The organism is Ruegeria sp. AA6 (genome assembly GCF_056542865.1).
Genome location: NZ_JBQGAN010000020.1, coordinates 13,188 through 39,186, shown reverse-complemented (window position 1 = coordinate 39,186; position 25,999 = coordinate 13,188). Strand labels below are relative to the sequence as shown.

At 58.6% G+C, this 25,999-nt stretch carries 21 protein-coding genes and 1 pseudogene; 14 read left to right on the top strand and 8 right to left on the bottom strand.

Translation table 11 applies throughout. The features are described from left to right. Positions 1-140 precede the first annotated feature (140 nt). From ACR0LN_RS18655 to ACR0LN_RS18645, 3 genes are read left to right on the top strand one after another with little or no spacing between them, the layout of a single operon-like run. Positions 141-2,534, top strand: coding sequence for a GcvT family protein (locus tag ACR0LN_RS18655; RefSeq protein ID WP_480431796.1), 2,394 nt, complete (start codon positions 141-143; stop codon positions 2,532-2,534). Continuing rightward, positions 2,531-4,945, top strand: a complete 2,415-nt coding sequence (locus ACR0LN_RS18650) for a GcvT family protein (RefSeq protein WP_480431794.1) — start codon at positions 2,531-2,533, stop codon at positions 4,943-4,945. The genes ACR0LN_RS18655 and ACR0LN_RS18650 overlap by 4 nt, the downstream gene beginning before the upstream one ends. Positions 4,946-4,954: 9 nt before the next feature. Next, positions 4,955-5,719, top strand: a complete 765-nt coding sequence (locus tag ACR0LN_RS18645) for a sulfotransferase-like domain-containing protein (RefSeq protein ID WP_480431792.1) — start codon at positions 4,955-4,957, stop codon at positions 5,717-5,719. 471 nt (positions 5,720-6,190) lie between these two features. Here the strand turns inward: ACR0LN_RS18645 and ACR0LN_RS18640 are convergent. From ACR0LN_RS18640 to ACR0LN_RS18625, 4 genes and pseudogenes are all read right to left on the bottom strand, one after another. Further along, positions 6,191-7,577 (bottom strand): annotated as a pseudogene (locus ACR0LN_RS18640) (IS1182 family transposase). A gap of 474 nt (positions 7,578-8,051) precedes the next feature. Beyond that, positions 8,052-9,446: an alpha/beta fold hydrolase gene (locus ACR0LN_RS18635; protein ID WP_480431791.1), complete on the bottom strand. Its 1,395-nt coding sequence runs from the start codon at positions 9,444-9,446 to the stop codon at positions 8,052-8,054. Positions 9,447-9,603: 157 nt separating this feature from the next. Continuing rightward, a complete protein-coding gene (locus ACR0LN_RS18630; RefSeq protein ID WP_480431789.1) occupies positions 9,604-9,969 on the bottom strand; it encodes a cupin domain-containing protein in 366 nt (121 codons plus the stop codon). Between the two features lie 55 nt (positions 9,970-10,024). Then, positions 10,025-11,557, bottom strand: a complete 1,533-nt coding sequence (locus ACR0LN_RS18625; RefSeq protein WP_480431788.1) for a phospholipase D family protein — start codon at positions 11,555-11,557, stop codon at positions 10,025-10,027. 195 nt (positions 11,558-11,752) lie between these two features. Here ACR0LN_RS18625 and ACR0LN_RS18620 point away from each other — a divergent pair, with 195 nt between their 5' ends. Beyond that, positions 11,753-12,934, top strand: coding sequence for an adenylate/guanylate cyclase domain-containing protein (locus tag ACR0LN_RS18620; protein ID WP_480431786.1), 1,182 nt, complete (start codon positions 11,753-11,755; stop codon positions 12,932-12,934). A 259-nt stretch (positions 12,935-13,193) separates the two neighbouring features. On the opposite strand, the gene ACR0LN_RS18615 is transcribed toward ACR0LN_RS18620, so the two are convergent. Then, positions 13,194-13,676: an Lrp/AsnC family transcriptional regulator gene (locus ACR0LN_RS18615; protein WP_480431784.1), complete on the bottom strand. Its 483-nt coding sequence runs from the start codon at positions 13,674-13,676 to the stop codon at positions 13,194-13,196. A 96-nt stretch (positions 13,677-13,772) separates the two neighbouring features. Between ACR0LN_RS18615 and ACR0LN_RS18610 the strand changes: the two genes are divergently transcribed. Next, positions 13,773-14,939, top strand: coding sequence for an MFS transporter (locus ACR0LN_RS18610; protein WP_480431783.1), 1,167 nt, complete (start codon positions 13,773-13,775; stop codon positions 14,937-14,939). Positions 14,940-14,984: 45 nt separating this feature from the next. Here the strand turns inward: ACR0LN_RS18610 and ACR0LN_RS18605 are convergent, their stop codons facing one another. Continuing rightward, positions 14,985-15,872: a LysR family transcriptional regulator gene (locus tag ACR0LN_RS18605; protein WP_480431782.1), complete on the bottom strand. Its 888-nt coding sequence runs from the start codon at positions 15,870-15,872 to the stop codon at positions 14,985-14,987. A 108-nt stretch (positions 15,873-15,980) separates the two neighbouring features. On the opposite strand from ACR0LN_RS18605, the gene ACR0LN_RS18600 reads away from it, so the two are divergent. From ACR0LN_RS18600 to ACR0LN_RS18560, 9 genes are all read left to right on the top strand, one after another. Then, on the top strand, positions 15,981-16,985 hold the full coding sequence (locus tag ACR0LN_RS18600; protein ID WP_480431781.1) for a zinc-binding alcohol dehydrogenase family protein: 1,005 nt from the start codon (positions 15,981-15,983) through the stop codon (positions 16,983-16,985). 23 nt (positions 16,986-17,008) lie between these two features. Continuing rightward, positions 17,009-17,311 carry a DUF1330 domain-containing protein gene (locus ACR0LN_RS18595; RefSeq protein ID WP_480431780.1) on the top strand — a complete coding sequence of 101 codons (303 nt, stop codon included), beginning with the start codon at positions 17,009-17,011 and terminating at the stop codon, positions 17,309-17,311. Between the two features lie 48 nt (positions 17,312-17,359). After that, the gene (locus ACR0LN_RS18590) at positions 17,360-18,322 is read left to right on the top strand and encodes an LLM class oxidoreductase (protein ID WP_480431779.1); all 963 of its coding nucleotides are present in this window, start codon (positions 17,360-17,362) and stop codon (positions 18,320-18,322) included. A gap of 10 nt (positions 18,323-18,332) precedes the next feature. After that, positions 18,333-19,139 carry an SDR family NAD(P)-dependent oxidoreductase gene (locus ACR0LN_RS18585; RefSeq protein WP_480431778.1) on the top strand — a complete coding sequence of 269 codons (807 nt, stop codon included), beginning with the start codon at positions 18,333-18,335 and terminating at the stop codon, positions 19,137-19,139. Between the two features lie 126 nt (positions 19,140-19,265). Then, positions 19,266-20,318 carry a quinolinate synthase NadA gene (gene nadA, locus ACR0LN_RS18580; RefSeq protein ID WP_480431777.1) on the top strand — a complete coding sequence of 351 codons (1,053 nt, stop codon included), beginning with the start codon at positions 19,266-19,268 and terminating at the stop codon, positions 20,316-20,318. Positions 20,319-20,326: 8 nt separating this feature from the next. Further along, complete coding sequence (locus ACR0LN_RS18575; RefSeq protein WP_480431776.1) at positions 20,327-21,889, top strand: L-aspartate oxidase; 1,563 nt, start codon at positions 20,327-20,329, stop codon at positions 21,887-21,889. Further along, positions 21,886-22,734: a carboxylating nicotinate-nucleotide diphosphorylase gene (nadC, locus tag ACR0LN_RS18570; protein WP_480431775.1), complete on the top strand. Its 849-nt coding sequence runs from the start codon at positions 21,886-21,888 to the stop codon at positions 22,732-22,734. The genes ACR0LN_RS18575 and nadC overlap by 4 nt, the downstream gene beginning before the upstream one ends. A 48-nt stretch (positions 22,735-22,782) precedes the next feature. Then, entirely contained in the window at positions 22,783-23,283 is a 501-nt protein-coding gene (locus ACR0LN_RS18565) for a GNAT family N-acetyltransferase (RefSeq protein WP_480431773.1), read from the top strand. Between the two features lie 232 nt (positions 23,284-23,515). Then, positions 23,516-24,760, top strand: coding sequence for a molybdopterin molybdotransferase MoeA (locus ACR0LN_RS18560; RefSeq protein WP_480431772.1), 1,245 nt, complete (start codon positions 23,516-23,518; stop codon positions 24,758-24,760). Positions 24,761-24,917: 157 nt separating this feature from the next. On the opposite strand, the gene ACR0LN_RS18555 is transcribed toward ACR0LN_RS18560, so the two are convergent. Both ACR0LN_RS18555 and ACR0LN_RS18550 read right to left on the bottom strand, forming a co-directional pair. After that, the gene (locus tag ACR0LN_RS18555; RefSeq protein ID WP_480431770.1) at positions 24,918-25,436 is read right to left on the bottom strand and encodes an N-acetyltransferase family protein; all 519 of its coding nucleotides are present in this window, start codon (positions 25,434-25,436) and stop codon (positions 24,918-24,920) included. Further along, positions 25,433-25,987: a helix-turn-helix domain-containing protein gene (locus tag ACR0LN_RS18550; RefSeq protein ID WP_480431768.1), complete on the bottom strand. Its 555-nt coding sequence runs from the start codon at positions 25,985-25,987 to the stop codon at positions 25,433-25,435. The genes ACR0LN_RS18555 and ACR0LN_RS18550 overlap by 4 nt, the downstream gene beginning before the upstream one ends. Between the last annotated feature and the right edge of the window lie 12 nt (positions 25,988-25,999).

Here is a 25,999-nt window from a genome sequence, read left to right as displayed (position 1 = left end):
ACTTCTGTAATTGCATGAAACGCGCTGGATTCAACAGGCGCAAGCTCTGCTTATCATTAGTTGTAGTTATGATGCTTGGCGAGACTTGATCCCGCCCGCTTTGCCGAGAACATGATCAGATGACAGCAAGGAGTTCCGAAATGGCGGGAACCATCATCATTGGCGGTGGCGCTATCGGGCTGAGCCTGGCCTATCACCTGGCCTCGGCTGGCGCGACGGATGTGCAATTGCTGGAACGTAATCAACTGACGTCCGGGACCAGCTGGCATGCCGCCGGGATTGTTGGGCCACTGCGCGCCACGCCAAATATGACTCATCTGGCCATGTATGCCGGTACGCTGTTCCCAAAGCTGGAAGAAGAATGTGGCCTGTCCACCGGTTATCGCCGAACTGGAGGCTATTGGCTGGCTCGTGACTCCAACCGCATTGACGAATTGCACCGGATTGCGTCGCTGGGCCGTCACCTCGGGCTGACCCCTTCGATCGTGGGGCCGGATGCGGTCGATGTTCCCGGCCTCAACCCCGACGGGCTGGTGGGGGCGTTGCGGGTCGAGGAAGACGCCAATGTGAACCCCGTGGATCTGTGCATGGCCTATGCCAAAGCGGCGCGGGCCAAAGGGGTGCAAATCCGCGAAGGCGTGCAGGTCGACCGGCTGCTGGTTGAATCCGGACGGATCAAGGGCGTTGCGCTGACAAACGGGTCAGAATTGCTGGCCGACCGCGTGGCACTGTGTGCCGGAGCGTGGTCGAAGAAGCTGGCCGATGCGGCGGGTGTGGCTCTGCCGCTGCAGGCCGTCGAACATATGTATGTCGTCACCGAGCCTATGGAAGGCCTGCCCAATCCTTATCCGGTGCTGCGCGATCTGGACCGTGGGTTCTATGTTAAGGGGGACGCGGGCAAGCTGGTCATTGGCGGCTTTGAGCCGAATGCGAAATGCTGGGATGCCTTCGGCCCGGAAGGAGATCGCCCGTTTCTTGAAATGCCCGAGGATTGGGATCAATTCATGCCTTTCATGGAGGGCGCTTTGGAGTTGATCCCGGCGTTGGCCGAAACCGGCATCCAGCACTTCATGAACGGACCCGAAAGCTTTACCCACGATACCCGCCCGCTGATCGGCCAGACACCCGAGGTGGACGGGCTGTACGTTGCGGCCGGTATGAACTCGGTCGGCGTCATGTCCTCGGCGGGTGTCGGGCGGGTTCTGGCCGATTGGATGATCGAAGGCGAAGCACCGATGGACCTGTGGGAGGTCGACGTGGCTCGGGTCGATCCATTGGCAGCCGCAGCCAGCCATATTGAAACCCGCATGGAAGAAGCAGTGAGCGACGCCTTTGCCCTTCATTGGCCTTTCAAGCAACCAAAAGCCGGGCGAGGTCTGCGCAAATCCTCTCTGCACGACAAATGGGCCGCGGCGGGGGCCGAATTCGGCCTGACCGCAGGCTGGGAACGCGGGCTGTGGTACGCGCAGGACAGCAGCGAACGGGCGCTGCCTTATTCCACCGGCGAACAGTCGTGGCAGGAGATCGCCCACCGCGAGGCTGCAATCATGGAGCGCGGCACGGCGTTGCTCGACCTATCCCCGTTCGGGAAGTTTGATATTTCCGGACCGGACGCGCTGGCGTTCGTACAGTTTCTCGCGACTGCGGATATGGACGTCGCGCCGGGGCGCGCGGTCTATACGCCGCTGCTGAACGCGCGGGGCGGGGTTGAGGCGGATGTCACTTTGCTGAGGCTCGGGCCGGACAACTTCCGCATGGTATCAGGTGCTGCGACCCGGCAAAAGGATTTGGCGTGGCTCAGGCGGCACGGTACGGGCCGGGACGTGATGATCCGGGACGTGACCGAAGACGAGGTGGTGATCGGCGTCATGGGCGCCGGGTCTCGCGATACGCTGGCGGCTCTGTCTGACGCGGATTGGAGAGACTTTCCATTCTCTACCGCGCGGGATGTCACCTTGGCAGGTGTGCCGTGCCGTGCGCAGCGGGTCAGCTTTGTGGGCGAGTTGGGATGGGAGCTTTACATTCCGGTACAGCAGGGTGGGCCGGTGTTCGATGCGCTCACGGTGCAAGGCGCGCGCCCGATGGGTCATTTTGCACTGGATGGCTGCCGGATCGAGAAAGGTTTCAAACACTGGGGTCATGACCTTGGGCCGGATATCTCTCCGCTGGAAGCCGGGCTGGGATTTGCTGTGGATTGGAAGACCGATTTTCTGGGCAAAGAGGCACTGGCCCGGCAGAAGGCAGAAGGTCTTCGCCGTCGCGCGGTGATTTTCGAGTTGCCTGACAAACCACTTATCCTGCATGACGAACTGATCCTTGAAAACGGTCGGGTGGTTGGGGCGACCACATCCGGCGCGCGGGGCGCGCGAACCCGCAAGACCTATGCTCTGGCGTTGGTTGAAATCGCGGTCGGAGAGACACTGCCCGAGACCTGCGCCCGCAGCTTCACCATTGATGTGGCAGGCTCGCATTATCAGGCCATCCCGCTGATGCGCCCGCCATTTGACCCAAAGAACGAACGGATGAAATCATGACAGTCACGCAAGCTCAGGTCTTGATCATTGGCGGCGGTGCTATGGGAGTATCGCTGATGTATCACCTGACCAAGGCGGGTTGGTCGGACGTGGTGCTGACGGAAAAGAACGACCTGACCCATGGATCGACATGGCACGCTGCAGGCTTGTGTACACATTTCGCCCATAACCCAACCATTCAGGAACTGCGCGCAACCTCGGTTCGGCTGTATCGCGACATCCTGCCGGAAGAGACCAGCGGCACCTGTGGCTTTCACCGCTCGGGCGCGATGCGGATCACCTCGAACCCGGACCGGATGGACGAGTTTGCCCATGTTGCCGGGCTCAGCCGGTTCACTGGCTATGACTTGCAGATGCTTACCCCCGATGACGTGGAGCGCCTGCACCCACTGGCCCGGACCGAGGGGTTGTTGGGCGGAATTTACGAGCCCGATGACGGGCATGTGGACCCGTCACTGGCCACTAACGCCATGGCGCAGGTGGCGCGCAAAAACGGGGCGACGATTCTGCGCTACAACCCGGTGACCTCGATTCGCCGCGAAGGCGACCTTTGGGTGGTCGAGACCGAAAAGACCACGATCCACGCCCGTCATCTGGTCAATGCCGCGGGCACCTGGGGGTGGGAGATCGGGCATATGATGGGATTGAACATCCCCTCGGTCCCTGTTCTGCATCAGTATCTTGTGACCGATACAGTAAGCGCGGTGGCAGATCGGATCGCTGCAGGTCTGCCGGAACTGCCGATGATCCGCGACCCCGAGGAAAGCTGGTATGTGCGGCAAGAGCGAGACGGGCTGATCCTTGGCCCTTATGAAAAGAACGCCGAGGCCTGGTCGATTGATGGTTGCCCGCCTGATTTTGGTGCTGACCTTATGCCGCCCGATCTGGACCGGGTCGAAGACATCATCATGATGGCGATGGCGCGCATTCCGGCGCTGGAAACAGGTGGGGTAAAATCGGTCGTCAATGGACCCATCACTTTCACGCCGGACGCCAACCCGTTGATCGGCCCCGCCCATGGGTTGCCCAATGCCTGGCTGCTCACTGGATCGTCGATGGGTGTGATGGAAGGCGGCGGTGCGGGTTGGTTCCTGTCCCACTGGATGACCCACGGAGCGCCGCCGATGGATGCACTGGCCGTGGATAGCCGCCGGTTCGGCAATTGGGCTGACCGTGACTATCGTGTGCAGAAAGCCATCGAGTGTTTTGGCCTGCAATTTGGTGTGCATTACCCACACGAAGAACGCCCTGCCGCACGCGGCAAACGCCTGTCACCGATCCACGATCGCATGATCGCACGCGGCGCTGTGATGGGCGCAGCCTATGGGTGGGAGCGGCCCAACTGGTTCTCAGACCAGACCGGGGATGAGGCGGTGCCAAGCTTTCGCCGCTCGAACTGGTTCGACCGTGTGGCGCAGGAATGCGAGACGGTTGCCAACAATGTGGGGCTGGCCGACATGTCGGTCTTCTCCAAATTCGACGTGACTGGTCCGGATGCCCGTGCCTTTGTGGACAGTATTGGCGCAAACCGTGCGCCCAAAACCGGGCGCATCGGTCTGACCCACGCACTGACACCGGCAGGTGGAACACAATCGGAATTCACCGTCAGTGTTCTGGCCGAGGACCACATCTACCTGACCTCGGCCGCTGCGGCGGAAGAAATGGATGACGACCTGCTGCGCGCCCGCGCCAAAGGTTTTGACGTCACCATCGCCCGTGTGACTGAAGATTTCGGCGTGCTGGGCCTGATGGGGCCGAAGTCGCGCGATGTGATGTCCGCGCTGACCGATGCCGATCTGGCGTCAGGCTTCCCGTGGCTGTCCGTACGAAACATTGAGGTGGCTGGCATTCCGGTCCGCGCGCTCAGGGTGTCTTATGTGGGTGAGCTTGGATGGGAGCTCCACGTGAAAACCGCTGACATGCCTGCCCTTTTCGACGCGGTGGAGGAGGCAGGAAAACCGCACGGGCTGAACTTCTTCGGAGCTTACGCAATGAACGCGATGCGGTTGGAAAAGGGTTATCACGCGTGGGGATCGGATTTCACCACCGAGCGTACCTCGGCTGAAACCGGTGCCGGGATTATGATCAAGATGGATCACGATTTCATCGGAAAAGACGCGCTGGCTGAACGCATGAAGGCCGAAGATCGCTGGGACATGGTATTGCTGGATTTGGACACCACTGAAGTGGATCCCTATTACGCCCATGGCGTCTATCAGGGAGATCGCGTGGTTGGGATCGTCACTTCGGCGGCTTATGGCCATCGAACCGGCAAGACCCTTGCGCTGGCTTACCTGCGCGACCGATCCGCACGTAGCGGGCTGAGCGTCGAGGTTCTGGGGCAACGGCGTAGTGCCTTGGTCCTTGACCAGCCGCCGTACGACCCGGGAAATAGCCGTATGAAAAGCTGAGGCCAGCCAATGTCTGCATATCCGATCTTTGTGCTCTGGGCCCATCCCCGCTCCATGTCCACCGCCACAGAGCGGATCATGCGGGAACGTGGGGATCTGGACTGTGCCCACGAGCCCTTCATGTATGATTATTACGTGCACCGCAAAATCCGCGTGATGCCGCATTTCGATGTGAAGGAAGGGCACCCTACTCGATACGAGGATATTCGAGACATGCTGTTGTCGCGCGCTTCAACTCGCCCGGTCTTTTTCAAGGATATGGCTTATTACGTACTGCACCGAATCCTTGAGGATGAAGAGTTTCTCAATCGTCTGACCCATGGGTTTCTGTTGCGCGATCCGGTGGCATCAATTGCGTCCTATCACCGGCTTGATCCCGAGGTGACCTGCGAAGAGATCGGGCTGGAGGCGCAACGGAGGCTTTATGACGGGATCGTGGCTGTGACCGGGCAAACTCCACCGATCATCTCGGCCGAGGACATGCGTGCCGATCCGCGCAGGGTGATGGAGGCGCTCTGGCAAAGGTGGGGCCTGAGCCCGGCGGATCACGCATTTGACTGGCAAAAGGAAGTGCCGAGTGAGTGGGGGCAGGTCGAGGGCTGGCATGGTGATGTGAGTCAGGCGAAAGGCATAAGCCCGATGGATGCGGACGAACGTCAGCAACAGCTCGACCGTTTCGAAGCGCAGGCCAAAACCGCGCCGCACTTGCGCAGCTATCTCGAACACCACATTTTGCACTACCATGAGTTACGGGCGAAAAAGCTGAACGGCTGATATCCGGAATAGACTCGGAAGTCTCATTATAAAAATAAGCAAACAATTTTGGTCTGTCTGAAAGCCGACCCAATCTTGTTCAACGACAGTTACACTCGTTTGTAAGTGTTGTTTCGAAACGATAATCAAGGGCTGCACTGGCCCCGAATGAGTGGCGGAGAGACAGGGATTCGAACCCTGGGTAGGCTTGCACCCACAACGGTTTTCGAGGCCGTTTCTTACATCAAAACAGAAGTCCTCAGATCAATAAAACAAGGGCATTGTAGCGGCAAAATAGGCCGGCACGGCACAGAAAGCGGGTAGGGGTATCATAGGAAAGCGTCATAGCGATTTCGGTTGAGTGAACTTCTTCAGTGATTACCGAAAGCGTATTGAGGTTTCGAAGGACGGAAAGCGGCCGATTCTGTGGAAAAACAACGTGTTGCTGGCGCAGAATGGGGTGACCTGAGCACTGCACGAACGCCTTTCTGATCAGGCTTTTCGCGTTTGCTGCGGCGCAGGAAAGATCTTGGCCAATTTCCGGAGGTTTTGGGCGGTGGCGGCGAGGAGGAATTCGTCATTGGCACCACATGGTCCGCGTAATCGGAGCCGTCCCAGACCGAGGATGCGTTTGAGGTGCGCGAAGAGCAATTCGACCTTCTTTCGGAGCTTCATTGAGACCTCGTACTGGCGGGTCTTTGCAATATCGCGGGCAACCTGGCAGGCATCTTCGTGTTCTTCGCGGGTGATTTTGCGTGCATCGGCGTTCGGGCAGCACTTGGCTTTCGACGGGCAGGTCTGACAGACGTCTTTCAAGGCGCGATAACGGGCCGTCCCTTTGCCAGTTGGCCCTCTGTTCGGATCGGAGTAGTTTCGACGGAATTGCTTCAACGCGTGTCCCTCTGGACAGATGTATAGATCGTTCTCGGCATCCCATTCGAATTCGGCGCGCGTCCAAGTGCCGTCGTTGCGCCCGAATTTATCAAAGACAGGAATGTGCGGCGCGATCTTACGGTGGACCAGCCATCCGTGAAGTGGCCCGGTGCCGTAAGCGGTGTCGGCGATCAGCCGTTCTGGATGCAGATCGAACTTGTCCTCTATCCGGTCCAGCATGGTTTTGGTTGATCCGACCTCAGCTTGTCGGATAGACCGTGTGGCTTCCACATCGACGATAATCCCATGATCGGTGTGGATCAGATAGTTGTCGGAATAGCTAAAGAACGCAGGGCCTTTACGTGCCGCCGTCCACTGGCTGGCCGGATCAGAATGGGAGGTGAACTTCGGTTGCACTTCGCTGGCGGCACCGAATGCAGCTTCGTCTAACGTGTCGAGATACTCGCGAACGGCGCGAGGCGCATCTGGCCGGGTCGATGTCGGAGACGCACCATTCTTCTTTGGGTGTCGAGTTTTGCTTGTTGGCATCCGCCTCGATCAGACTGGCATCAATTGCCAGGCGCTGGCCGCTGACCAAACCTTCTGCGATGCAACGCGCAACAGTGGCCTCGAACATGTGATGTAGCAATTCGCTCTCCCGGAACCGGCCATGCCGGTTTTTGGGAAACGTCGAATGATCCGGCATGCGGTCAGTCAGGTCGAGACGGCAGAACCAGCGATACGCCAGGTTCAAATGCACTTCTTTGCACAGCCGACGTTCTGACCGAATGCCGAAGCAATATCCCACCAGCAGCATGCGTGTCAGCAGTTCCGGGTCGACAGATGACCGACCGGTGTGGCTGTAGAAATTTGCCAAATGAGCGCGAATGCTCGTCAGATCAACGAACCGATCAAGCGACCGCAGCAAGTGATCTTGCGGGACATGATCCTCAAGAGAGAACTCATAAAACAACGCCGCCCGCGCTTCCTGCCTCGGTCCCATCATCGCCAATTCCTCCCTTCAGGACGAATTGAATCAGAGACTTACCACTCAATCAACCAAGGGTTTTTCAACGAAATACGCCCGCAATCGACATTGGGTTACATCCTGACGAGAAATTTCGAGCGAGGTGTGGATCTTGAGTGACTTGTCTTCTTTTCGTCCTTGCCGGTCAGGTCAGTGAGTGCTCCTCGCATAAGCCTTTTGATCGGCGTGCCCGATTTCACTTGGCGGTTAGAGGGGCAAGGCTCTGGCTGGTTCAGAGAGGCTTTGAAAGACAATAGGGTACGCTTTTGTTTTTCGGGCTGGAAGCTTCGAGGGTCACCGCCAAATATGCGAAACGCCGCCGCAAGCAGCGCGACTGAATCGAGGTTTTGTTCCGCAGGCTGAAAGATTGGCAACGCGAGGCAACCCGTTGTAACAGGCGATCAAAAATTCCACTCTCGTCTATCTTCGCAAATGGCAAATTCCGACCGTGTATCAAGGACGCGCGCTGGCTCTGAGAAATGGTTGAATTTCCTGAAAGAATTCGTCGAAACCCGGATGACCTCGGATCATGCAGTGGTTTGCACCGGGCAATTCCACAAACTCTGCGGTCGGAATTTCTCGGGCTGTCTCGCGCCCCTCGCTTATGGGGGCGCCCATATCGCCTTTTACGTGCAGCACCAAGGTTGGAATATTCAAGCTTTGCGCGTCCGCGCGTGCGTTTACGTATGCGTTCATTTCCATAATGCGCAAAGCCATTTCCGGGCTTGCGGAAATACGCTGCATCTCGTCAAAGCTGGCGCCCTCTTCGGGTGTCGCGTCGGGCATGTAGCAGGACGTAAAGAAATGGCGATACAATGGGTTAGGTGAGCCCCAGCCGGCCGACACCATTGCACGGGCGGCTTCGTAGAACTGTGCGGCTTCCTCGTCTTCTCGGACCATACGTCCCCGGACGTAGCCTCCAAGCAGAATAAGAAACTTTACCCGCTCCGGGTGTCTTGCCGCAAATCGAATTGAGAAGGCCGCGCCCTGGCTGATACCCAACAGGCCAAAGCGATCAAGACCGGCCGCATCAGCCACGGCTATCATGTCGTCGATCATTCGGTCTTCGGAAATGTCATCGACATCCCAGTCGGATAGTCCATTCCCACGCTGATCAAATCGAACCAACCGGCAAAGTTTGGACATCTCTGACAAAAAGTCCCCCCAGACCGGGCTGGTCCATTCGTATTCAATATGATTGAGCCAATTGGGCGCTTTCAATACAGGCGTGCCTTTTCCGGTCGATGCCCAGGCAAGATTTACGCCGTCTACCGATTTGCAGAACTTCACGCGTTGCTGCAATGAGATTTCCGGAGCTTTGCGCACGGGTGCCGCCTGAGGTGACCATTGCCAGACACGGATCGGTCGGCTGATGTTCTTTACCCGTTGCCCGCCCATGTCACGGAATGGGGCATCGACCCGGTCCTGAATGGCCTGGTGCACCACGTCCGAGACGCAAACCCCACCGGGTTCTGCCAGCCCTTCCAGCCTTGCGGCCACGTTCACGCCGTCACCAAAAATATCGCCGTCGTCGAAGATCACATCGCCCAGATTGATACCAACTCGAAATCGGATTCTCTGATCGTCCCCCAGTTCTGTCTCATTCAAGCTCATCGCTTGTTGGATTTTGACAGCGCATTGAACCGCGTCCTGAACCGACGCGAACGTGGCCAGCATGCCGTCGCCTGTCGTTTTGACGATTGTGCCGCGTCGGCGGGTGATCTCGGGATCAATCAATTCGCGCCGATACTTCTTTTGACGTGACAATACGCCAAGCTCGTCCGCTTCCATCAAGCGCGAGTACCCGACCATATCGGCCGCAAGAATAGCTGAGAGGCGTTGTTCCAAAGCAATCCCCCCTGCGCCAGCAGTCGTTTGAAGTATCTCGCCAGGGCCAGCGCAGCACAGTGCTGTCACTATAGCTGGAAAATGCTTCTCAGTAACGGTGGTCCCAAAGAGTAAATTTCTTCGAGCTATGTCGGGCGAAATTGAGGGCGTTCCCAAATCACTCGTATTGAATGATAAGGGCCTCAAAATCTCCTTCGCTTGTAACTTTGGTGTGATGGCCTTTTCCGAAGGTGTCTTCCATATGCCAGACATCACCCGGGCCTATTATTCGATACTCTCCGTCACTTGCGGTTACTTGCGCTGTGCCCGCCAGACAAACCAGCTTTTGGATCACCGGTGTCGGATGGATGGGCTCGTTCCAACCTGACCGCAGCCTCAGAAACATGGTTCGTTTGACATGTTCAGGTTCTGAAATCTCGATTGCCTGAGCGGGTGGCGCAAAGTTCCGTTCTTCAACGTTGATTTCAATATCATTCCAATGACTTTCGCCGGTGGCATCGGTGTAGAGCTTATAAAATTTCACGGTGAATTTCCTTTCGGCGTAATCGGTTGTGCCGCCCAAGCCGTTTTCAATAACCCTAAAGCTGAGAACCAATCGGCAGAATGCCCAGAAATCCAGCGACTATATGATCCCAGGCCGATCCTGTTGGTTCGGAGTCATATTCGAGAACCACACCATCCTCACCGCGTGTTCTCCATTTTAACTGGCCTGCCTCCTCCAGGGTCACGTGATAGGTATAGGCTGGCAGTGCCTCGTCCAAAGCCCCCATGGTTCGAACGGTCAGCGCCGGCGAGTCGATCAGTATGCCCATTTCTGTATTGATATTGACCGATCGCGGATCCCAGTTGAACGATCCGACGAACAGATACCGGTCATCGACGGCGAAGGCCTTGGAATGCAGGCCCGACCGCGACTGTGCCCAGTTGATACCACGGCGTTGGACCTGATAGGCGTCGGGTCGCAATTCGTAAAGTTCGACGCCATTTCGCAACAATGCGCGACGTTTTTTGGCGTAATGCGCATAGACCGGTGCGACGTCGTTCGACGCCAGAGAGTTAGTCACAACCTTCACATCCACGCCGCGATTTTCCAGTTCAGTCATCCATTTCACACCGTTGTTGCGTGGCACGAAATAGGCCGACACGATATTCACCTCACTGTCGGCATTCTGAAAGTACGGAAGCAGCTGCGACGCAAGGATAGGGTCGAAATTCTCAAGCCCGGCGGCTTTGGAAGGCGGATCGGCATATAGTTTCGCGGGCACCCATTCCAATGAAAGCGCTCCGTCAGCAAAATTCTCGTTTGCAGACCTTCTCAGCGCCGCCCCGTATTGGGTTTGCTTTGCTTCTTCAACCAGCTGGTTCAGCCTAGACCGCGCATCGCTCAAGCTAATCTCTTCGGCTTCTCCAACGACCACGCGGGCGGGAACGGCGAATTCACTGTTCCAATACGTGTCAAAGCTCTGCGAGACCTCGTTCACAACGGGACCAGCGGCCAGAACGTCGAGATCGGCATAGTTCATTTCTTCTCGCGCCAAAAAGTACTCGGCCCCGATATTGCGCCCACCCACAATCGTGAACACGTTGTCTGCGGTCATGGACTTGTTGTGCATTCTGCGATTGATGCGCTTGAAGTCTGTCAATCCAGCAAAAAGCAGACTCTGGTTTCGCCAAAACGGATTGAACAACCGAATTTCAATGTTTTGGTGATTGTCCAATACGGCAGTCATCGCGTCATAGCTGGACGTGTCCATGTCATCCAGCAGCAGCCGAACACGAACGCCTCGGTCCGCTGCCTGCAACAGACTGGCCGCGAAAAGGTGCCCCGTTGGGTCGTTGTGCAAAAGGTAGTATTGAGCGTCAATTGTGCGCTCGGCCCCAGCAGCCATCAATAATCGTGAAACCAACGCTTCTTCGCCGTCGCTGATCAGCTTGACGCCTGACCGGCCATCTTTGGGATCTCCTAGCCGGTTGACCACCTGACTCAAAGGACTGTTGGATTGCGCGGGCAGAGAAGTTGTAACCGTCTTTTCGTATGTGCGAACTTTAGAGGCGCAGCCGACAAGAGCCAGCGCGCAACAAACACTTACTGCAGTGGCCCATGGGTTCATCGACGTCCTCCTGCGTTCATACTGTAGGTGACTACGCTTGTGGGTTCGTTTGCAAGTTTGTTCTGCATTGCTTGCGGGTGTTTCGTGTGAACGCGTTGTGTCCGCGACGTGTCTGCCGCCTTGTTCGGGCCTCGTGATTTTGACGCAATCCTATTTCAAACGTACTCTGGTCGCAGCCAATTGCAGAAGGGACCAATGTCTGATCCAGAGAACGCGAGAAACCCTGTTCCCAAGCCCGGTTCGCGCGCGGTGGCGGATGGGTTTGGAGCCGCGACGGAAGAGTTCAAAATCTCGATGCCCATTGGGATCGGGGCGGTCGTTGCTGCGCTTGCCTCGTTAGCGACATGCTACGCTGGGATATTGGCGACATACGTTTTGGGCTATCAGGCGTTTTCAATAAACCCTCATGCGCAGGCAATACTCATGTGGGCGTTTGCCCTTTTGGCAGTTGCTTTCCTGTGGCGCGACAGAAAACGTCACACAAAAGAATTGCCGCTTGCTCTGGGCGGTATCGCCGCCCTGATCCTGATCACCACGCTTTATCTGGGCTATGACGAGCGCATCGAAGCACTTGCATATGTGCTTTTGGTGATTGCGGCGCTTTTGAACCAGAACTTCATACTCGATGCTCTGAACCACACTGTTCGAGACCAGACCCAAGAAATTGAGGCTTTGAACGACAAGCTAACCGAGAAAGTGAAGCGCCAAGAGGGGGAAATCGACCGGCTTGGGCGGCTAAGGCAATTTCTTGCGCCGCAGGTGGCACAGCTTGTCGTGGATAAAGACAGTGACGAACTTCTAAAGACACATCGTCAATACATCGCCTGTTTGTTTTGCGACATCCGCAACTTCACAGCAGTTTCCGAGGTTATTGAACCGGAAGACGTCATCACTCTGTTGCAACAGTTCCATGATGAGGTCGGCGGTCTTGTGGCGCAACACAAAGGCACGATTGGGTACCGCGCAGGGGATGGGCTGATGGTTTTCTTCAACGATCCGGTTCCATGCGATCACCCTGTGTTAGAGGCTGTGCGCCTGGGGCAAACAATCAGAGAGGCGTTTGAAGATATACGCGCGCCTTGGCAAAAACTTGGACATACAATGGGATTGGGTATTGGGATCAGCAGCGGTTATGCAACTCTTGGCCTTGTCGGGTTCCACGGGCGGGCGGACTACACCGCAATCGGCGGTGTGGTGAATACCGCATCAAGGCTGTGTGACTTGGCCTGCGATGGGCAGATACTCCTGAACCAACGAGCGCTTATGGACATTGAAGATATTGCCAAGACGGAAGATTTGGGGGAGCTGGACCTGAAGGGGATAAGCAGCCCCGTGCAGGTTCATCGCGTGCTCAGCCTGTCCGACCGTGCCTCTTAGCCGGGTTTTGGGCAGATAGTACGTATCGAGGGCGACCCCGAACGTTTTTTGTTTTCAACCAGATAGTGAGCTGGCGCGTCGGTCTGATGAACGGTTCACCACCATAGTGAGCAGCTCAGGACTTCGCTACTGAAACGCAGTCAGGCCGCAGGACCGCTGTCGAAGTTTGCGAAGGTCAAACATCCCCGACTTGGGTGAACACGAAGCGGGTGCTCTGGTGCCCGGAGCGACGGCAATTTCTTGCAGCAAGCCCCCGTCTTTACCGTGCCAACCCCTTTGATACGTCTGCCTGAACGGGGCGTTCCACATATGTGGAAAGAACAACGTAGCTTTTGGTCGAGATAACCTCGGGCAAGTCGTAGATCTGCGCCAGCAGGGCCTCCATGGCCCGTGTGCTTTCCATTCTGACCTTGAGAAGCATACACGTGTCCCCGGCGACCGAATGAATTTCCTCAACCTCCGGCAATTCGCCCATACCAATCAACGCATCGCTGGCACCCCAGCCACTGGTGTTAACGTGAATGAAGGCTAAAAACCGCTTTTCCGTCATCTCTGGGTCAAGTTGGGCGACAACGCCTTTGATGCGACCACTGGCTTTGTAACGCTTGACCCGTTCATGAACCGCTGGTGCGGATAGTCCCACGGATTTGCCAAGCGCGGCATAGCTTTGCTCGGCATTCTGGGTCAGCAGACCTAACAATTTTCGGTCTATGTCGTCCAACTTCTGCGCATCTCGGGCCATAAACAGAACCTCATTCGTTTCTTTTTTGATTTGGCATAATGCAATACCAAAAGGATACAGTTTTCTCTATCCCTCGTGACAATAAGAGGTGATTCCATGAACCCCGTTTGGCTATTGATGTGCGCTGTTGGCGTTGTGGGCTCGAATTCGTTGGTGCTCAGCCCGATTGCTCAGGAAGTTGCGCAGTCCTTCCCCGGACAGACTGCGCCCGATGTGCTGTTGGCTTCGGCAGTCTATGGCGCTGGAACAGCGCTGAGCGCTTTGTTGCTGGCGCCCAAAGCTGACCAGATCGGGTTACATCGCGCATTGCTGCTGGCGATGTCGGGTCTTGCTGCCTCACTCGCCCTAAGCGCTGTTTCACCAATGCTTTGGATGTTGGTTCTGGCCCAAGGGCTGGCAGGGGCCGCCGCTGGTTTGGCCCTGCCAGCCATTTATGGGTTGGCCGCAGATGCCGCGCCTAAGGGGCGCGAAAGCGAGACTTTGGGTAAAGTGCTGACCGGTTGGACGCTCAGCCTTGTGGCGGGCGTTTCCCTCGCGGCGATCCTGTCTGATGTGATCCATTGGCGCGCGGTCTATGTCCTGCTTGCAGGCGGTAGCCTGGCGCTTGTTCTGTCGCTTCGCGGCGCGAACTTTGGGTCCAAACCATCTGATGCACCAGCGGCCTCTCCGTTGAAGGCGCTGCGGATCGAGGGGCTGATGCCCATTCTGATGGCGGTCCTTGCGTATATGGTCGCGTTTTATGGTCTCTATGGGTATATCGGCACACATGTGAAAAACGTTCTGGGCCAACCGACCTGGATTGTCGGCCTTGTTGCGGTTTCCTACGGCGTCGGCTTCGGGGCAGTGACGCCTTGGGACAAGCTGATTGATCGCTTTGGAGCAAAACGGGCAGCGCCTTTTGTATTTGCCGGATTGCTGAGCGCATACACCTTGCTTGCGGTGGTATCCGGCTCAACCGCGGCTGTGTTCGCAGCGTGCGTTCTATGGGGGGCTTTGAATCATCTGGGCCTGAACATTCTTGTGGGTCAATTAACGGCCCTGTCCCCGGACCGTCGAGGCGCGATCCTTGGCCTTTACAGCGCCGTCACCTACGCGGCCATGTTCGCCGGTACGGCAGCATTCAAACCGGTTTTCGAAGCCTATGGCCTGCAAGCAGTCGCGGTGCTATCCGCCCTGTGCATCTTCCCGGCTTTGGTGGGAACGCTGAAACGCCACACCGCAACGCAGAACAGCAACGCCCTTCCAAGCCGCAATAGTGGGTAAGAGCACACCGGTGTTGGACTGCAGGAAGCTTTGAGCTTGCTGTTTTCAGAATGCCAGTCGCGCAATCAGGAAATCCATGAAGCATCGCACTTTTGGTGTGAGGACGTTCGAGCGGGGGTAGATCAGCCAAAGGACGGACTGATCGTTCAATCTCCAGTCCGGCAGAACCTGAACCAATCGCCCCGAGGAAAACTCATGCGCGACGCTCCAGAGTGAATTAGCGGAAATACCTGCTCCGGCAATTGTCGCAACCCGTTGTGAGGCCCCGTCATCCACAATCGTCCGACAGCGCATCTGCTTTGGGTTCAACGAGAAGACCGTGCCGTTTTGGTCAATCAGGTCCCGTGGTGTCAGATCGGTCCAGGCCAGAAAGTCATGATCGATCAGCTCATCGGGGGTTTGTGGTGTGCCATGCTGTTCCAGATAAGCGGGTGAGGCACACAGAACGCGGGTGTCATCCGCCAGTTTGCGCCCTTTCAGGCTGCTGTCCTGCAACGGGGCACTGCGCAGCGCGAGGTCAAAGCTGCCCTCGATCAGATCAAACCGGGTGTCCGACAGGCGCAGGTCCAACGTGATTTCTGGATACAGCGCATGAAATTCCGGCAGCAGGGGCATGATGTGCAACTGGGCAAAACTGCTTGGCGCGGCAAATCGCAGGGTGCCGGTTGGCGTGGTCGCATCCAGCCCAAGCGTCGCGCGTCCGGCGTCCATCTGTGCGAGGATTTCGCGGGCATAGGGCAGGAACGCCTCACCTTCCTGGCTGATCGACACTTTGCGCGTGGTACGGTGTAATAGCTCGACACCCAGCTCGTGCTCAAGTTTGGCGAGGCGTGCACTGGCGATTGCCGGTGCCAATCCAAGGCTGCGACCGGCGGCAGAAATATTAAGTTGTTCCGCCGCTCGTACGAACAGGCGCAGAGCATTCGTGTCCATTTCATTATCCTGAATATCAGAATTCTGAACTCCAAATTTCGCCGTTTTTATCAAAATTACAATAGATATCTTGCGCCTCAAGCGAAACGCGAAGGAGCGAGAAGCAAGATGAAAGCGATCGGATATGACAAGGTGGGGGCCGTTGGCGGTGCAGGCGCGCTGCGTGTGTTTGAAACGGAAGCGCCGCAAATCGGCCCGCGCGACCTGCTGGTGCGTGTCAAAGGGATATCCCTGAACCCGGTGGACGTGAAACTGCGCGCGTTACGTGCGCCGGAAAACGGACCGGACATTCTGGGCTTTGACGCTGCCGGTGTGGTTGTCAAAACCGGGGCCGAGGTCACAGGGTACAAGGTCGGAGACGAGGTGTTCTATGCGGGCGACGTCACACGCCCCGGATCAAATGCCGAATTGCAAGCCGTCGACGAACGCATCGTCGGGCGTAAGCCCGCGTCGATGGATTTTGTCGAAGCCGCAGGATTGCCGCTGACCTCAATCACCGCATGGGAGATGCTGTTTGATAGCTTTCGTCTGACCGAAGGCGGCGGCGCTGGGCAAAGCCTGTTGGTTATTGGTGGTGCAGGTGGCGTCGGCTCGATCCTGATCCAACTGGCGAAGAAGCTGACCAATCTGACGGTCGTTGCAACGGCCTCGCGTCCGGAAACGCAGGATTGGGTGCGTCGGATGGGGGCCGACCACGTGGTTGACCATCGCGGCGATCTGGTGGCGCAGATGCGCGACCTTGGGTTGGCTCCGGACTACGTGGCCGCCCTGACTGCCACCGATCAGCACTGGCCCGCGATCATCGAGATGATCGCACCGCGCGGCCATGTCGCTCTGATCGACGATCCCGATGGGTTCGACATCGGCCCTGCCAAACCCAAGGCGCTGACGATTTCGTGGGAGTTCATGTTCACCCGATCCATGTTTGGCACCGCAGATATCGACGCGCAACGCGCCCTGCTGAACCGGGTCTCGGCGATGCTGGACGCGGGTGAGCTGATCTCGACCGTGACGGAAACCGCGGCCGAGTTGAACGTGGACACCCTGACCGAGGCCCATCTGCGGCAGGAAAGCGGTCGTGTCATCGGCAAGCAGGTTCTGCCTGGATTTTGAAACCTGACCATGAGGAGCACCCAATGGCGTTTTATTCCGTTCTGGACGTAACCCCTACCAGCGAAGACTGGATACCCGGTTATCTGCCATCAGCCAACGAACGTGTGGCTGCGTATGGCGGGCGCTATATCGCCCGCACGTCGAACCATGAGCAACTGGAAGGCGATACCCAGCCCGCCGCGCTGCGGATCATCATCGAATGGCCGTCGAAAGAGGCGGCACAGGCTTTCATGCAAGACGAAGCCTATGCCCCGCATCTTGCGGCCAGAACGGCCGGCTCGGTCAGTCATCACTATCTGATCGAAGGCAAGGACGATCTGGCCTGAACCAGCAGGGCACCGCCTCGCGGCGGTGTTCAATCACGTGAGGATGCCATGCGCGACGAGATCCATAAGCCATTTGCCCGGATCAACCGGGGCTTTGATACAACCTTTCAGGCCGGGCGGCTGACGCTTGGGCTGGTAGTGCCAATCACGCGCTATGCCGACAGCGCTGTGCCGGATATGCGCGGGCATCTGGACCGGATACGCTTGGCCGAAGCGCTGGGCTTCAAAGCAGTCTGGCTGCGCGATGTGCCGTTTAACGTCCCGGCTTTTGGTGATGCCGGTCAGTTGTTCGACCCGTTCACCTATCTTGGCTACCTCGCTGGGCAGACCTCACAGATCGCGCTGGGCGTTGCCAGCATCGTGTTGCCTCTGCGCCATCCGGCGCATGTGGCTAAGGCTGCAGCCAGCGCCGATGTCTTGTCCGGCGGACGGGTGATACTGGGCGTAGCCTCGGGCGACCGGCCCGAGGAATACCCGGCGATGAACCATTCCTATGAGGCGCGCGCCGAGGCGTTTCGGGACAGTTTCGACTATATTCGGGCCATGTCTGCGACGAACCCGACCGTTTCCAATTCCTGTGGGTCGTTGGAGGGTCGGCTGGATTTGCTGCCTAAACCCGTGGGCTCTCGACTGCCATTATTGGTCACCGGGTCAAGTCGACAATCGCCGGATTGGATCGCTGAACACGCCGATGGGTGGATGACCTATCCGCGATCAGATGTTTCGCAGGCCAAAGTGCTGGCTGATTGGCAAGCCCGCGTTGCTGGTACGGGGCAGCCGCCCAAACCGGTGCTGCAACCGCTGTATATTGATCTGTCCGACGATCCAGACGAACCGCCACAACCGATCCATCTGGGGGTACGGACCGGTCATCGTTGGCTGATACAATATCTACGCCAGCTTGAAACGGTCGGCGTGAACCACGTGGCGCTGAACCTGCGGTTCAATTCCGCGCCCATCGACGAAACACTCGACCGGCTGGCGCAGGATGTGTTGCCGCAATTCAGTTAAGGAGGCCACGATGCCGAAATCCATTCTTATCACCGGCGCAACCGATGGCATTGGCCGCGCAACCGCCCTGTCGTTGGCCGATCAGGGGCACCATCTGCTGATCCATGGCCGCAACTCTGACAAACTAACGACGATCCGCGATGAATTGGCCACACGCGGTGCCCGGGTGGATACGTTTCGCGCTGACCTGTCCGATCTGTCCGAGGTCCGGCAGCTTGCGCAAGAGGTACGCGCGGCACATGACTGTCTGGACGTGCTGATCAACAACGCAGGCGTGTTCCGAATGGCCGCGCCAATCACAGCAGGGGGGCTGGACGCGCGGTTCGTCGTCAACACCTTTGCTCCGGCCTTGCTGAGCCAGTTGCTGTTGCCGATCCTGCCCAGCGACGGTCGTATCCTTCATCTGTCGTCCGCCGCGCAGGCGCCGGTTGATCTGGCCGCGATGACGGGCCAGCGACAGCCCGAGGCGATTGAGGCTTATGCCCAAAGCAAACTGGCGATAACGATGTGGAGTCAGGCCTTCGCCGAGGAACATCCCGATGGCCCCGCTTCGATCGCCATTAACCCCGGGTCGCTGTTGGCCACAAATATGGTGCAGCAGGGCTTTGGCGTGGCGGGCAATGACATCGGCATAGGCGCGGAGATTCTGATCAGGGCTGCCCTGTCGCCGGAATTCGCCAGTGCTTCGGGGCGGTATTTCGACAATGACAGCGGGCAATTTGCGGCCCCGCACCAAGACGCAGCGAATCCGTCGCAGGTTGGAAAAGTGGTCGAGTCGATCAGGTCCACCATTGCGACGTATGCGCCCAACTTGTGATGTTCGATAAGATAGTTCCGTCGGTCATGCTAATATTGGAATATTCTTCTGGTTTGAGCGGTAGTAAATCCGCCACAAACCCCATATTAAAGGCGTCACGACTTCATCAGGCGGAAAAACAGTCCCGTGTTCGACCTACCCGCGCAGCGCGCGCATCTCTCCGAAAAATATGATCTGGCCCCATCGCCCGAGCTTGCCGCAAGCATGAGCGATATCTATGACCGCATGTCCCGCGTGGTCTCGCCCATGGATTGGGCGATCTATGCGCCCTATGTGAAGGCGATCAACGATCTGAAGGCTGAGCGTAACGCGGTCGTTCTGGGCCACAACTATATGACGCCCGAGATTTACCACGGCATTTCCGATTTCGGCGGCGACAGTCTGCAACTGGCGATCAAGGCCACCGAGGTCGAAGCGGACGTGATCGTGCAATGCGGTGTGCATTTCATGGCTGAGACGTCCAAGATTCTCAGCCCCGAAAAAACCGTGCTGATGCCGGATATGGAGGCTGGCTGCTCATTGGCCGAGTCGATCACCGCCGAAGGGATCGAGGAAATGCGCCGCCGCTATCCCGGCGCGCCGGTTGTGTCTTATGTGAACACCACGGCCGAGGTCAAAGCGGCCTCGGACATCTGCTGCACCTCCTCCAATGCAGCCCAGATTGTGGCAGCGCAAGACAGTGACACGGTCATCATGACACCGGACCAGTATCTGGCGCAGAACGTGGCCCGCGACGTGCCCCAGAAGAATGTGGTCTGGTGGGAAGGGTCGTGCATCGTCCACGAACAGTACAGCGCCAAGGACTTGCGCGATTTTCGGGAATGGAACCCCGGCACGCGCCTGATCGCGCATCCCGAATGCCCGCCAGACGTTGTGGCCGAGGCCGATTTCTCGGGCTCGACCAGCGGTATCATCAAATATGTCACCGATGAAAAACCGGAAAAGGCGCTGCTGATTACCGAATGCTCGATGGCGTCGAACATCGCCGATGAGCTGCCCGAGGTCGAGTTTGTCGGTCCCTGCAACATGTGCCCCTACATGAAGAAGATCACGCTAGAGAAAGTGCTGTACGCCTTGGATACCATGACCGGGCAGGTTGAGGTTGACGCGGACGTGGCCGACAAGGCCCGCCTGTCGGTGCAGCGTATGATTGATCTGTCGCGCCAACTGGGTATTTGATCCGCAAAATGCAGACGGTTGAAACGCCGCGTGTGGTCATAATCGGAGCTGGGTTGGCTGCGGTCTATACGGCCTTGAAGCTGGCACCGCTCCCGGTTGTTATGATCTCGCCTGAACCGCTGGGCGCAGGCGCAAGTTCGGCCTGGGCGCAAGGCGGTGTTGCGGCAGCCATGGCGCAAACCGACAGCCCCGAAGCGCATGCAGATGACACCATGCGCGCCGGTGCCGGGTCGGTACTGCGTGAGGTGGCCGAGTTCGTCACCAAGGCCGCCCCCGAGCATATCTTTGATCTGTCAGAATTGGGCACGGGGTTCGATCGCACCGCTGATGGTGGCTTTGTGCAATCGCGTGAGGCCGCGCATTCGGCTGCCCGCGTGGTGCGGGTCAAAGGCGATCAGGCCGGGGCCGAGATCATGCGGGCGCTTAACGTGGCTTTGCGCGCAACGCCTTCTATTCAGGTGATTGAGGGAGCGTTGGCCGTCAAGCTGGAAAGTGATGGCAAATGCGTGACTGGCGTGTATCTGACCAGTTCCGACGCCCCCGACGGCCAACCTGTTTTGCTGCGCGGGGCCGCACATGTTCTGGCGACGGGCGGATCGTCGGGTCTTTACGCCCAGACGACTAACCCTGCGCGTATTCGAGGGCAGGGGATCGGCATGGCTGCCCGCGCCGGATCGCGGATTGCGGATGCGGAGTTCGTGCAGTTTCACCCCACGGCCATCGATGTGGGCGAAGACCCGACACCGCTGGCGACCGAGGCGTTGCGCGGCGAAGGGGCCGTACTGATCGACAGTGACGGCCACCGCTTCATGCTGGATATTCACCCAGATGCCGAGCTGGCGCCGCGCGACACTGTGGCCCGCGCAGTTTACATGCAGGCACAGGCGGGCAAGCGCCCCGCGCTGGACACTCGTCAGGCCATCGGCACCGAAATCGCAACGCATTTTCCCGCCGTGACCGAAGCCTGCTTGCGCAATGGTGTTGACCCAGTGCGTCAGCCTATCCCGGTGACCGCCTCGGCGCATTATCACATGGGCGGCGTCGAAACCGATCTGGCGGGGCGCAGCTCGCTGACCGGGCTTTGGGCCTGCGGTGAGGCCGCTTCGACCGGCTTGCACGGGGCCAACCGGTTAGCCTCGAACGGCTTGCTTGAGGCGCTGGTTTTTGCCCGCGCCTGCGCCCGTGACATTGCTGGTGAGGTGGCGGCACAGGACGCGCCCGAGGTTGTAATCCGTTTTGCCTCCGGCGACCCCACTGACGAACAGGGCGTGATGGCGCTGCGACAAACCATGACCGAGCATGTTGGTGTGGTGCGCGATGAAACCGGTCTGCGCCGCGCCCTGACCGAGATTGCGGCGCTTGAGGCACGGCACAAAGGCTCTGCCCTGTTCCTGAACATGACCGCCACCGCCACGCTGATCGCCGCCGCCGCGCTGCTGCGCGAAGAAAGCCGCGGCGCGCATTACCGATCCGATTTTCCTGACCTGATCCCCGGCCCCGGCCAACGCTCGGCCCTGACGCTGACCGAGGCGCTGGCCCTGCGGGACCGCATTGCAAAGGACGCAGCATGAACTATCCGGCTTTGCCCGACATGATCCTGGAACCGATGGTGCGAGCCGCGCTGATGGAGGATCTGGGCGCCAATGGCGACGTCACCACCTTGACCGTAATCCCGGCGGACGTGACCTATAACGCCCGGCTGAACGCGCGCGAGGATGCGGTGGTATCGGGCATGCAGGTGGCGGCGTTGGCCTTCCGTCTGGTCGATCCGTCCTTGAATGTCACCACCCATGTCGCGGACGGGCAGTGTTGCGCCAAAGGCGACACGCTGATGGAAATCAAGGGCAGCGCGGCCTCGATCCTGTCGGGTGAGCGCGTCGCGCTGAACTTTGCCGGGCGCATGACCGGAGTGGCGACCTCGACCGCCGCGCTGGTGGCCGAAACCAAGGGAACCAAGGCCCGCATCACCTGCACGCGCAAGACCACACCCGGCCTGCGCATTGTCGAAAAACAGGCCGTGCTGCATGGCGGCGGGTTCAATCACCGCTTTTCTCTGTCGGATGCGATCCTGATCAAGGACAACCACATCGCAGCCGCCGGGGGCGTGCGTGCAGTGCTTGAGGCGACCAAAGCCCGCGCCTCGCACATGATGAAGGTTGAAATTGAAGTCGATACTCTGGACCAGCTGGCCGAAGTGCTTGAGGTCGGCGGGGCAGACGTGGTGCTTCTGGACAACATGCCGCCCGCGATTCTGAAAGAAGCGGTTGCAATGGTGGACGGCCGGATCGTGACCGAAGCCTCTGGCAACATCAGCCGTGAAACTGTGGCTGCTGTCGCGGCCACCGGAGTGGATTATATTTCGTCCGGGGCGCTCACACATTCCTATCGCACCATTGATTTGGGATTGGACTTTTAACACGAGCCATTCCACGGGCACTGATCAGGCAAAGCGCGAGGGCCCAGAATGCGCATTCGGATCGCGGAAAAGCAGGATATACCTGCCATTGAGGATCTGCTTGGGCGGAGCTATCCAGTTCTGATGGCGGGGGCCTATGCGCCGGATGTCCTTTCGCAGGCGCTGCCAGCCATGACACGGGCCAATCCTGATCTTGTCGCCTCCGGTCGCTTTTACGTGGCCGAGGCTGTGGGGTCCATTATCGGTTGCGGCGGTTGGAGCCGCGCGGAACCGGGAACCGGAGCTGTGGTTGAGGGGCTGGTGCATGCCCGCCATTTCGCGGTGGACCCAGAGGCTATCGGTCAGGGGGTGGGACGGGCTCTGTTTGCCCGCTGCGAGGCTGAGGCCGGACTGATTGGCGCAGTCCGGATACAGACATTTTCCAGTCTGAATGCCGAGGCTTTTTATCACCGCATGGGGTTGCGTCGCCTTGAGTTGATCCACCTGGACATGGGGCGGGGAGTTTGGTTCCCTGTTGTGCGAATGGAAGGGATGCTGGACCGGAAGTGATCAGAAAGTCCCTGTGCGACAGGCCGCCATGCAGTTGCTGTCGACTGCCGCGCCGCATCAGGCGGGCGCGATGAGCGACCCCAAGCAGACGACCACCTCCGCGCAACGAGTCCTGACCTATGTCAATGACAGCACTCCGGCGGCGGTGTCCATTAGGCGTCAATAGCTGGGTGAACTGCGCGATGCGAAACACACGGGTTTTGAGGAACAGTTCGAAAAACGGAGGACCCAAATGGCTGATGGATGCGCCTGCGATCGGCACGCCCATATGTATCTCACGGTCTCTGAGGCGCTGAATCGTGGCCTGTCCGTCGCCGATCCGGTGAACGAAACCGAAACCCTGCCGCTGATCAAAGCGATTGGCCGCGTATTGGCCGAGGACTGCGTGAGCAAAGTGGAAATGCCCGCTTTCGATAACTCGGCGATGGATGGCTATGCGGTCCGCACGGCTGATCTGGGCAATGGTCCCCTGCACGCCCTGCCTGTCGCCGGACGCGTGGCTGCAGGGGACAGTGGGGCCCATGACGCGCCTGCGGGCAGTGCCTTGCGGATATTCACCGGTGCTCTGGTGCCCGGTGGTTTCGATGCCGTGCTGATGCAGGAAGACTGCGAGACCACCGCCGACGGCATCCGCTTTAGCCGCCGTCCCAAGCCCGGTCAGCATATCCGCTACGCAGGTGAAGACCTGAAGGCCGGTGCTCCGATCCTGCATCGGGGATGCGAGATCGCGGCGCGCGAAGCCGCCGCCCTGGCCTCGGCCGGATACGGAGAAGTCACGGTTTATCGCAAACTAAAAGTCACGATCTTTTCGACCGGCAGCGAGTTGCGGCAACCCGGCGAGGAACTGGAACCGGGCCAAATCTACAACTCAAACCGCTATATGCTGCGGGCGCTATTAGACAAACCGTGGATCGACCTGATGGATAGGGGGCCGGTCGAGGATGATCCCGCGTTGCTTGAACGGGTCTTGCGCGACGCATGTGACAGCTCCGATTTAATAGTTACGACAGGCGGCGTGTCGGTGGGCGACGAAGACCACATGCCGCGACTGTTTGCCAAGATCGGTGGTCAGACGGATGTGATGAAAGTGGCGATGAAACCAGGCAAGCCGATCATGTTCGGTCGTCGGGGCCGCGCACTTTATGTCGGCCTGCCGGGCAACCCGGTCTCGGCCTATGTGACCTGGCAGATCATTGGGGCACATTTGATGGCCCGCCGGGCAGGCTTGCACCATGTGCCACTTACGCCCGAGCAGGCCGTTCTGGCCGAACCGTTGGAGCGTCGAGCCGGACGTCAGGAGTACCGCCCCGTGGTGATTGAGGGCACATTGCCTGACGGAACCCCGCAATTGCGCCTGATGGACGCGTCCTATAGCGGCCGGGTCGCGTTGCTGGCGCAGGCGGATGGCCTGGCTGTGATCGGTGCAGAAACTGAAGCGCTTGCTAAAGGCCACGCATTGCCGTTCCTGCGGTTTTGACGCTGGTGTCGCTGCAATGTTGCGAGAGCCAGCTGACGGTGGCAGTAAGAGCCGCGCAACAGCCAAACGCGCTCGTTCGGATTCGCCGTTGGTGAAAGAGCATAACCGTATATGGCATCGGCTGTTGTATTGCCGCCAACGCGCACAGAGGCCAAGATCAACTGAGGTCCTTGAACATATAGGTTGTCGGCTCAAGCCGATCCTCGAACGGATTGCGGCAATAGTTGGGGATTTCTCCGGCGATCTGAAATCCGAGGCTCTGATACAGAATCCGCGAGGGATCCGTGCTGCGTGTGTCCAGCACCAGCAGGGTCCTGCCAAGGGCTGCGGCGCGGTTCTCTAAGGCTTTCATGAGGGTTCGCCCAAGACCCTGTCGCCTTGCGTCAGGGTGGACCAACAGCTTGGCAACATCAGCGCGATGCGGCTGGTTGGGCATCGCTGCCGGTATCAATTGCACCGTGCCGACTGTGCGCTGTTGGTCCTGAGCAACAAAAAGGTCCAGCGCGCCGGTCTGCAGGTCCGGCAGCACGCGGTCTTGCCAGTAGGCGCGGGCCTGTTTGGGCGAAAAGGGAAGAATGAACCCTATGCTGGCCCCGTCCTGCACACATGCGTGCAGGATATCGGTCAGGTCGTCCACTGCGGCGTCAAAGCCGTATTCGTCCAGACGTAAGATCATATCAGCACCAAAAAGTACCGTGCACCACAATCTGAGGTCGTTTCAAATCGGGTCGGGCCGGACAGGTGGTAGCGCAGGCAATCGCCTTGGTTCAGGGCGTGAGCGATACCATCCACGGTCAGCGTCAGAGCGCCGTCCAGCATGATCAGGTGATGTTCCTGCCCCGGTTTTGGTGGGGTATCGTACGTGATCACCGAATTGGGGGGCAGGTGCCCTTCCATTACTTCAGCGGAAAGTCCGGCTGCGGGTGGCGAAACCGACCGCCGCGTAAATCCGGTCTCTGGGTCGCGCCATTCCGATTGCCGCTCGAACGGCACACGGGGATCAAAACTGTCTTCTACCATCATCAAAAGGCGAGACATGGGAAGGCGGTAAGCTGCGCACAGACGCCCCAGTGTTTCGGCGGTGGGGCTGACATCACCCTTCTCCATCCGTGACAGAGTCGCGCGACTGATGCCGCTGCGGTCCGCCAGTTGGTCCAGCGACCATCCATGGCTGCGGCGAAGTTCGGCTAAGCGCGTGGCTAGGCGATTTGAGAGATCATCCAGCATGTTTCAAATTTG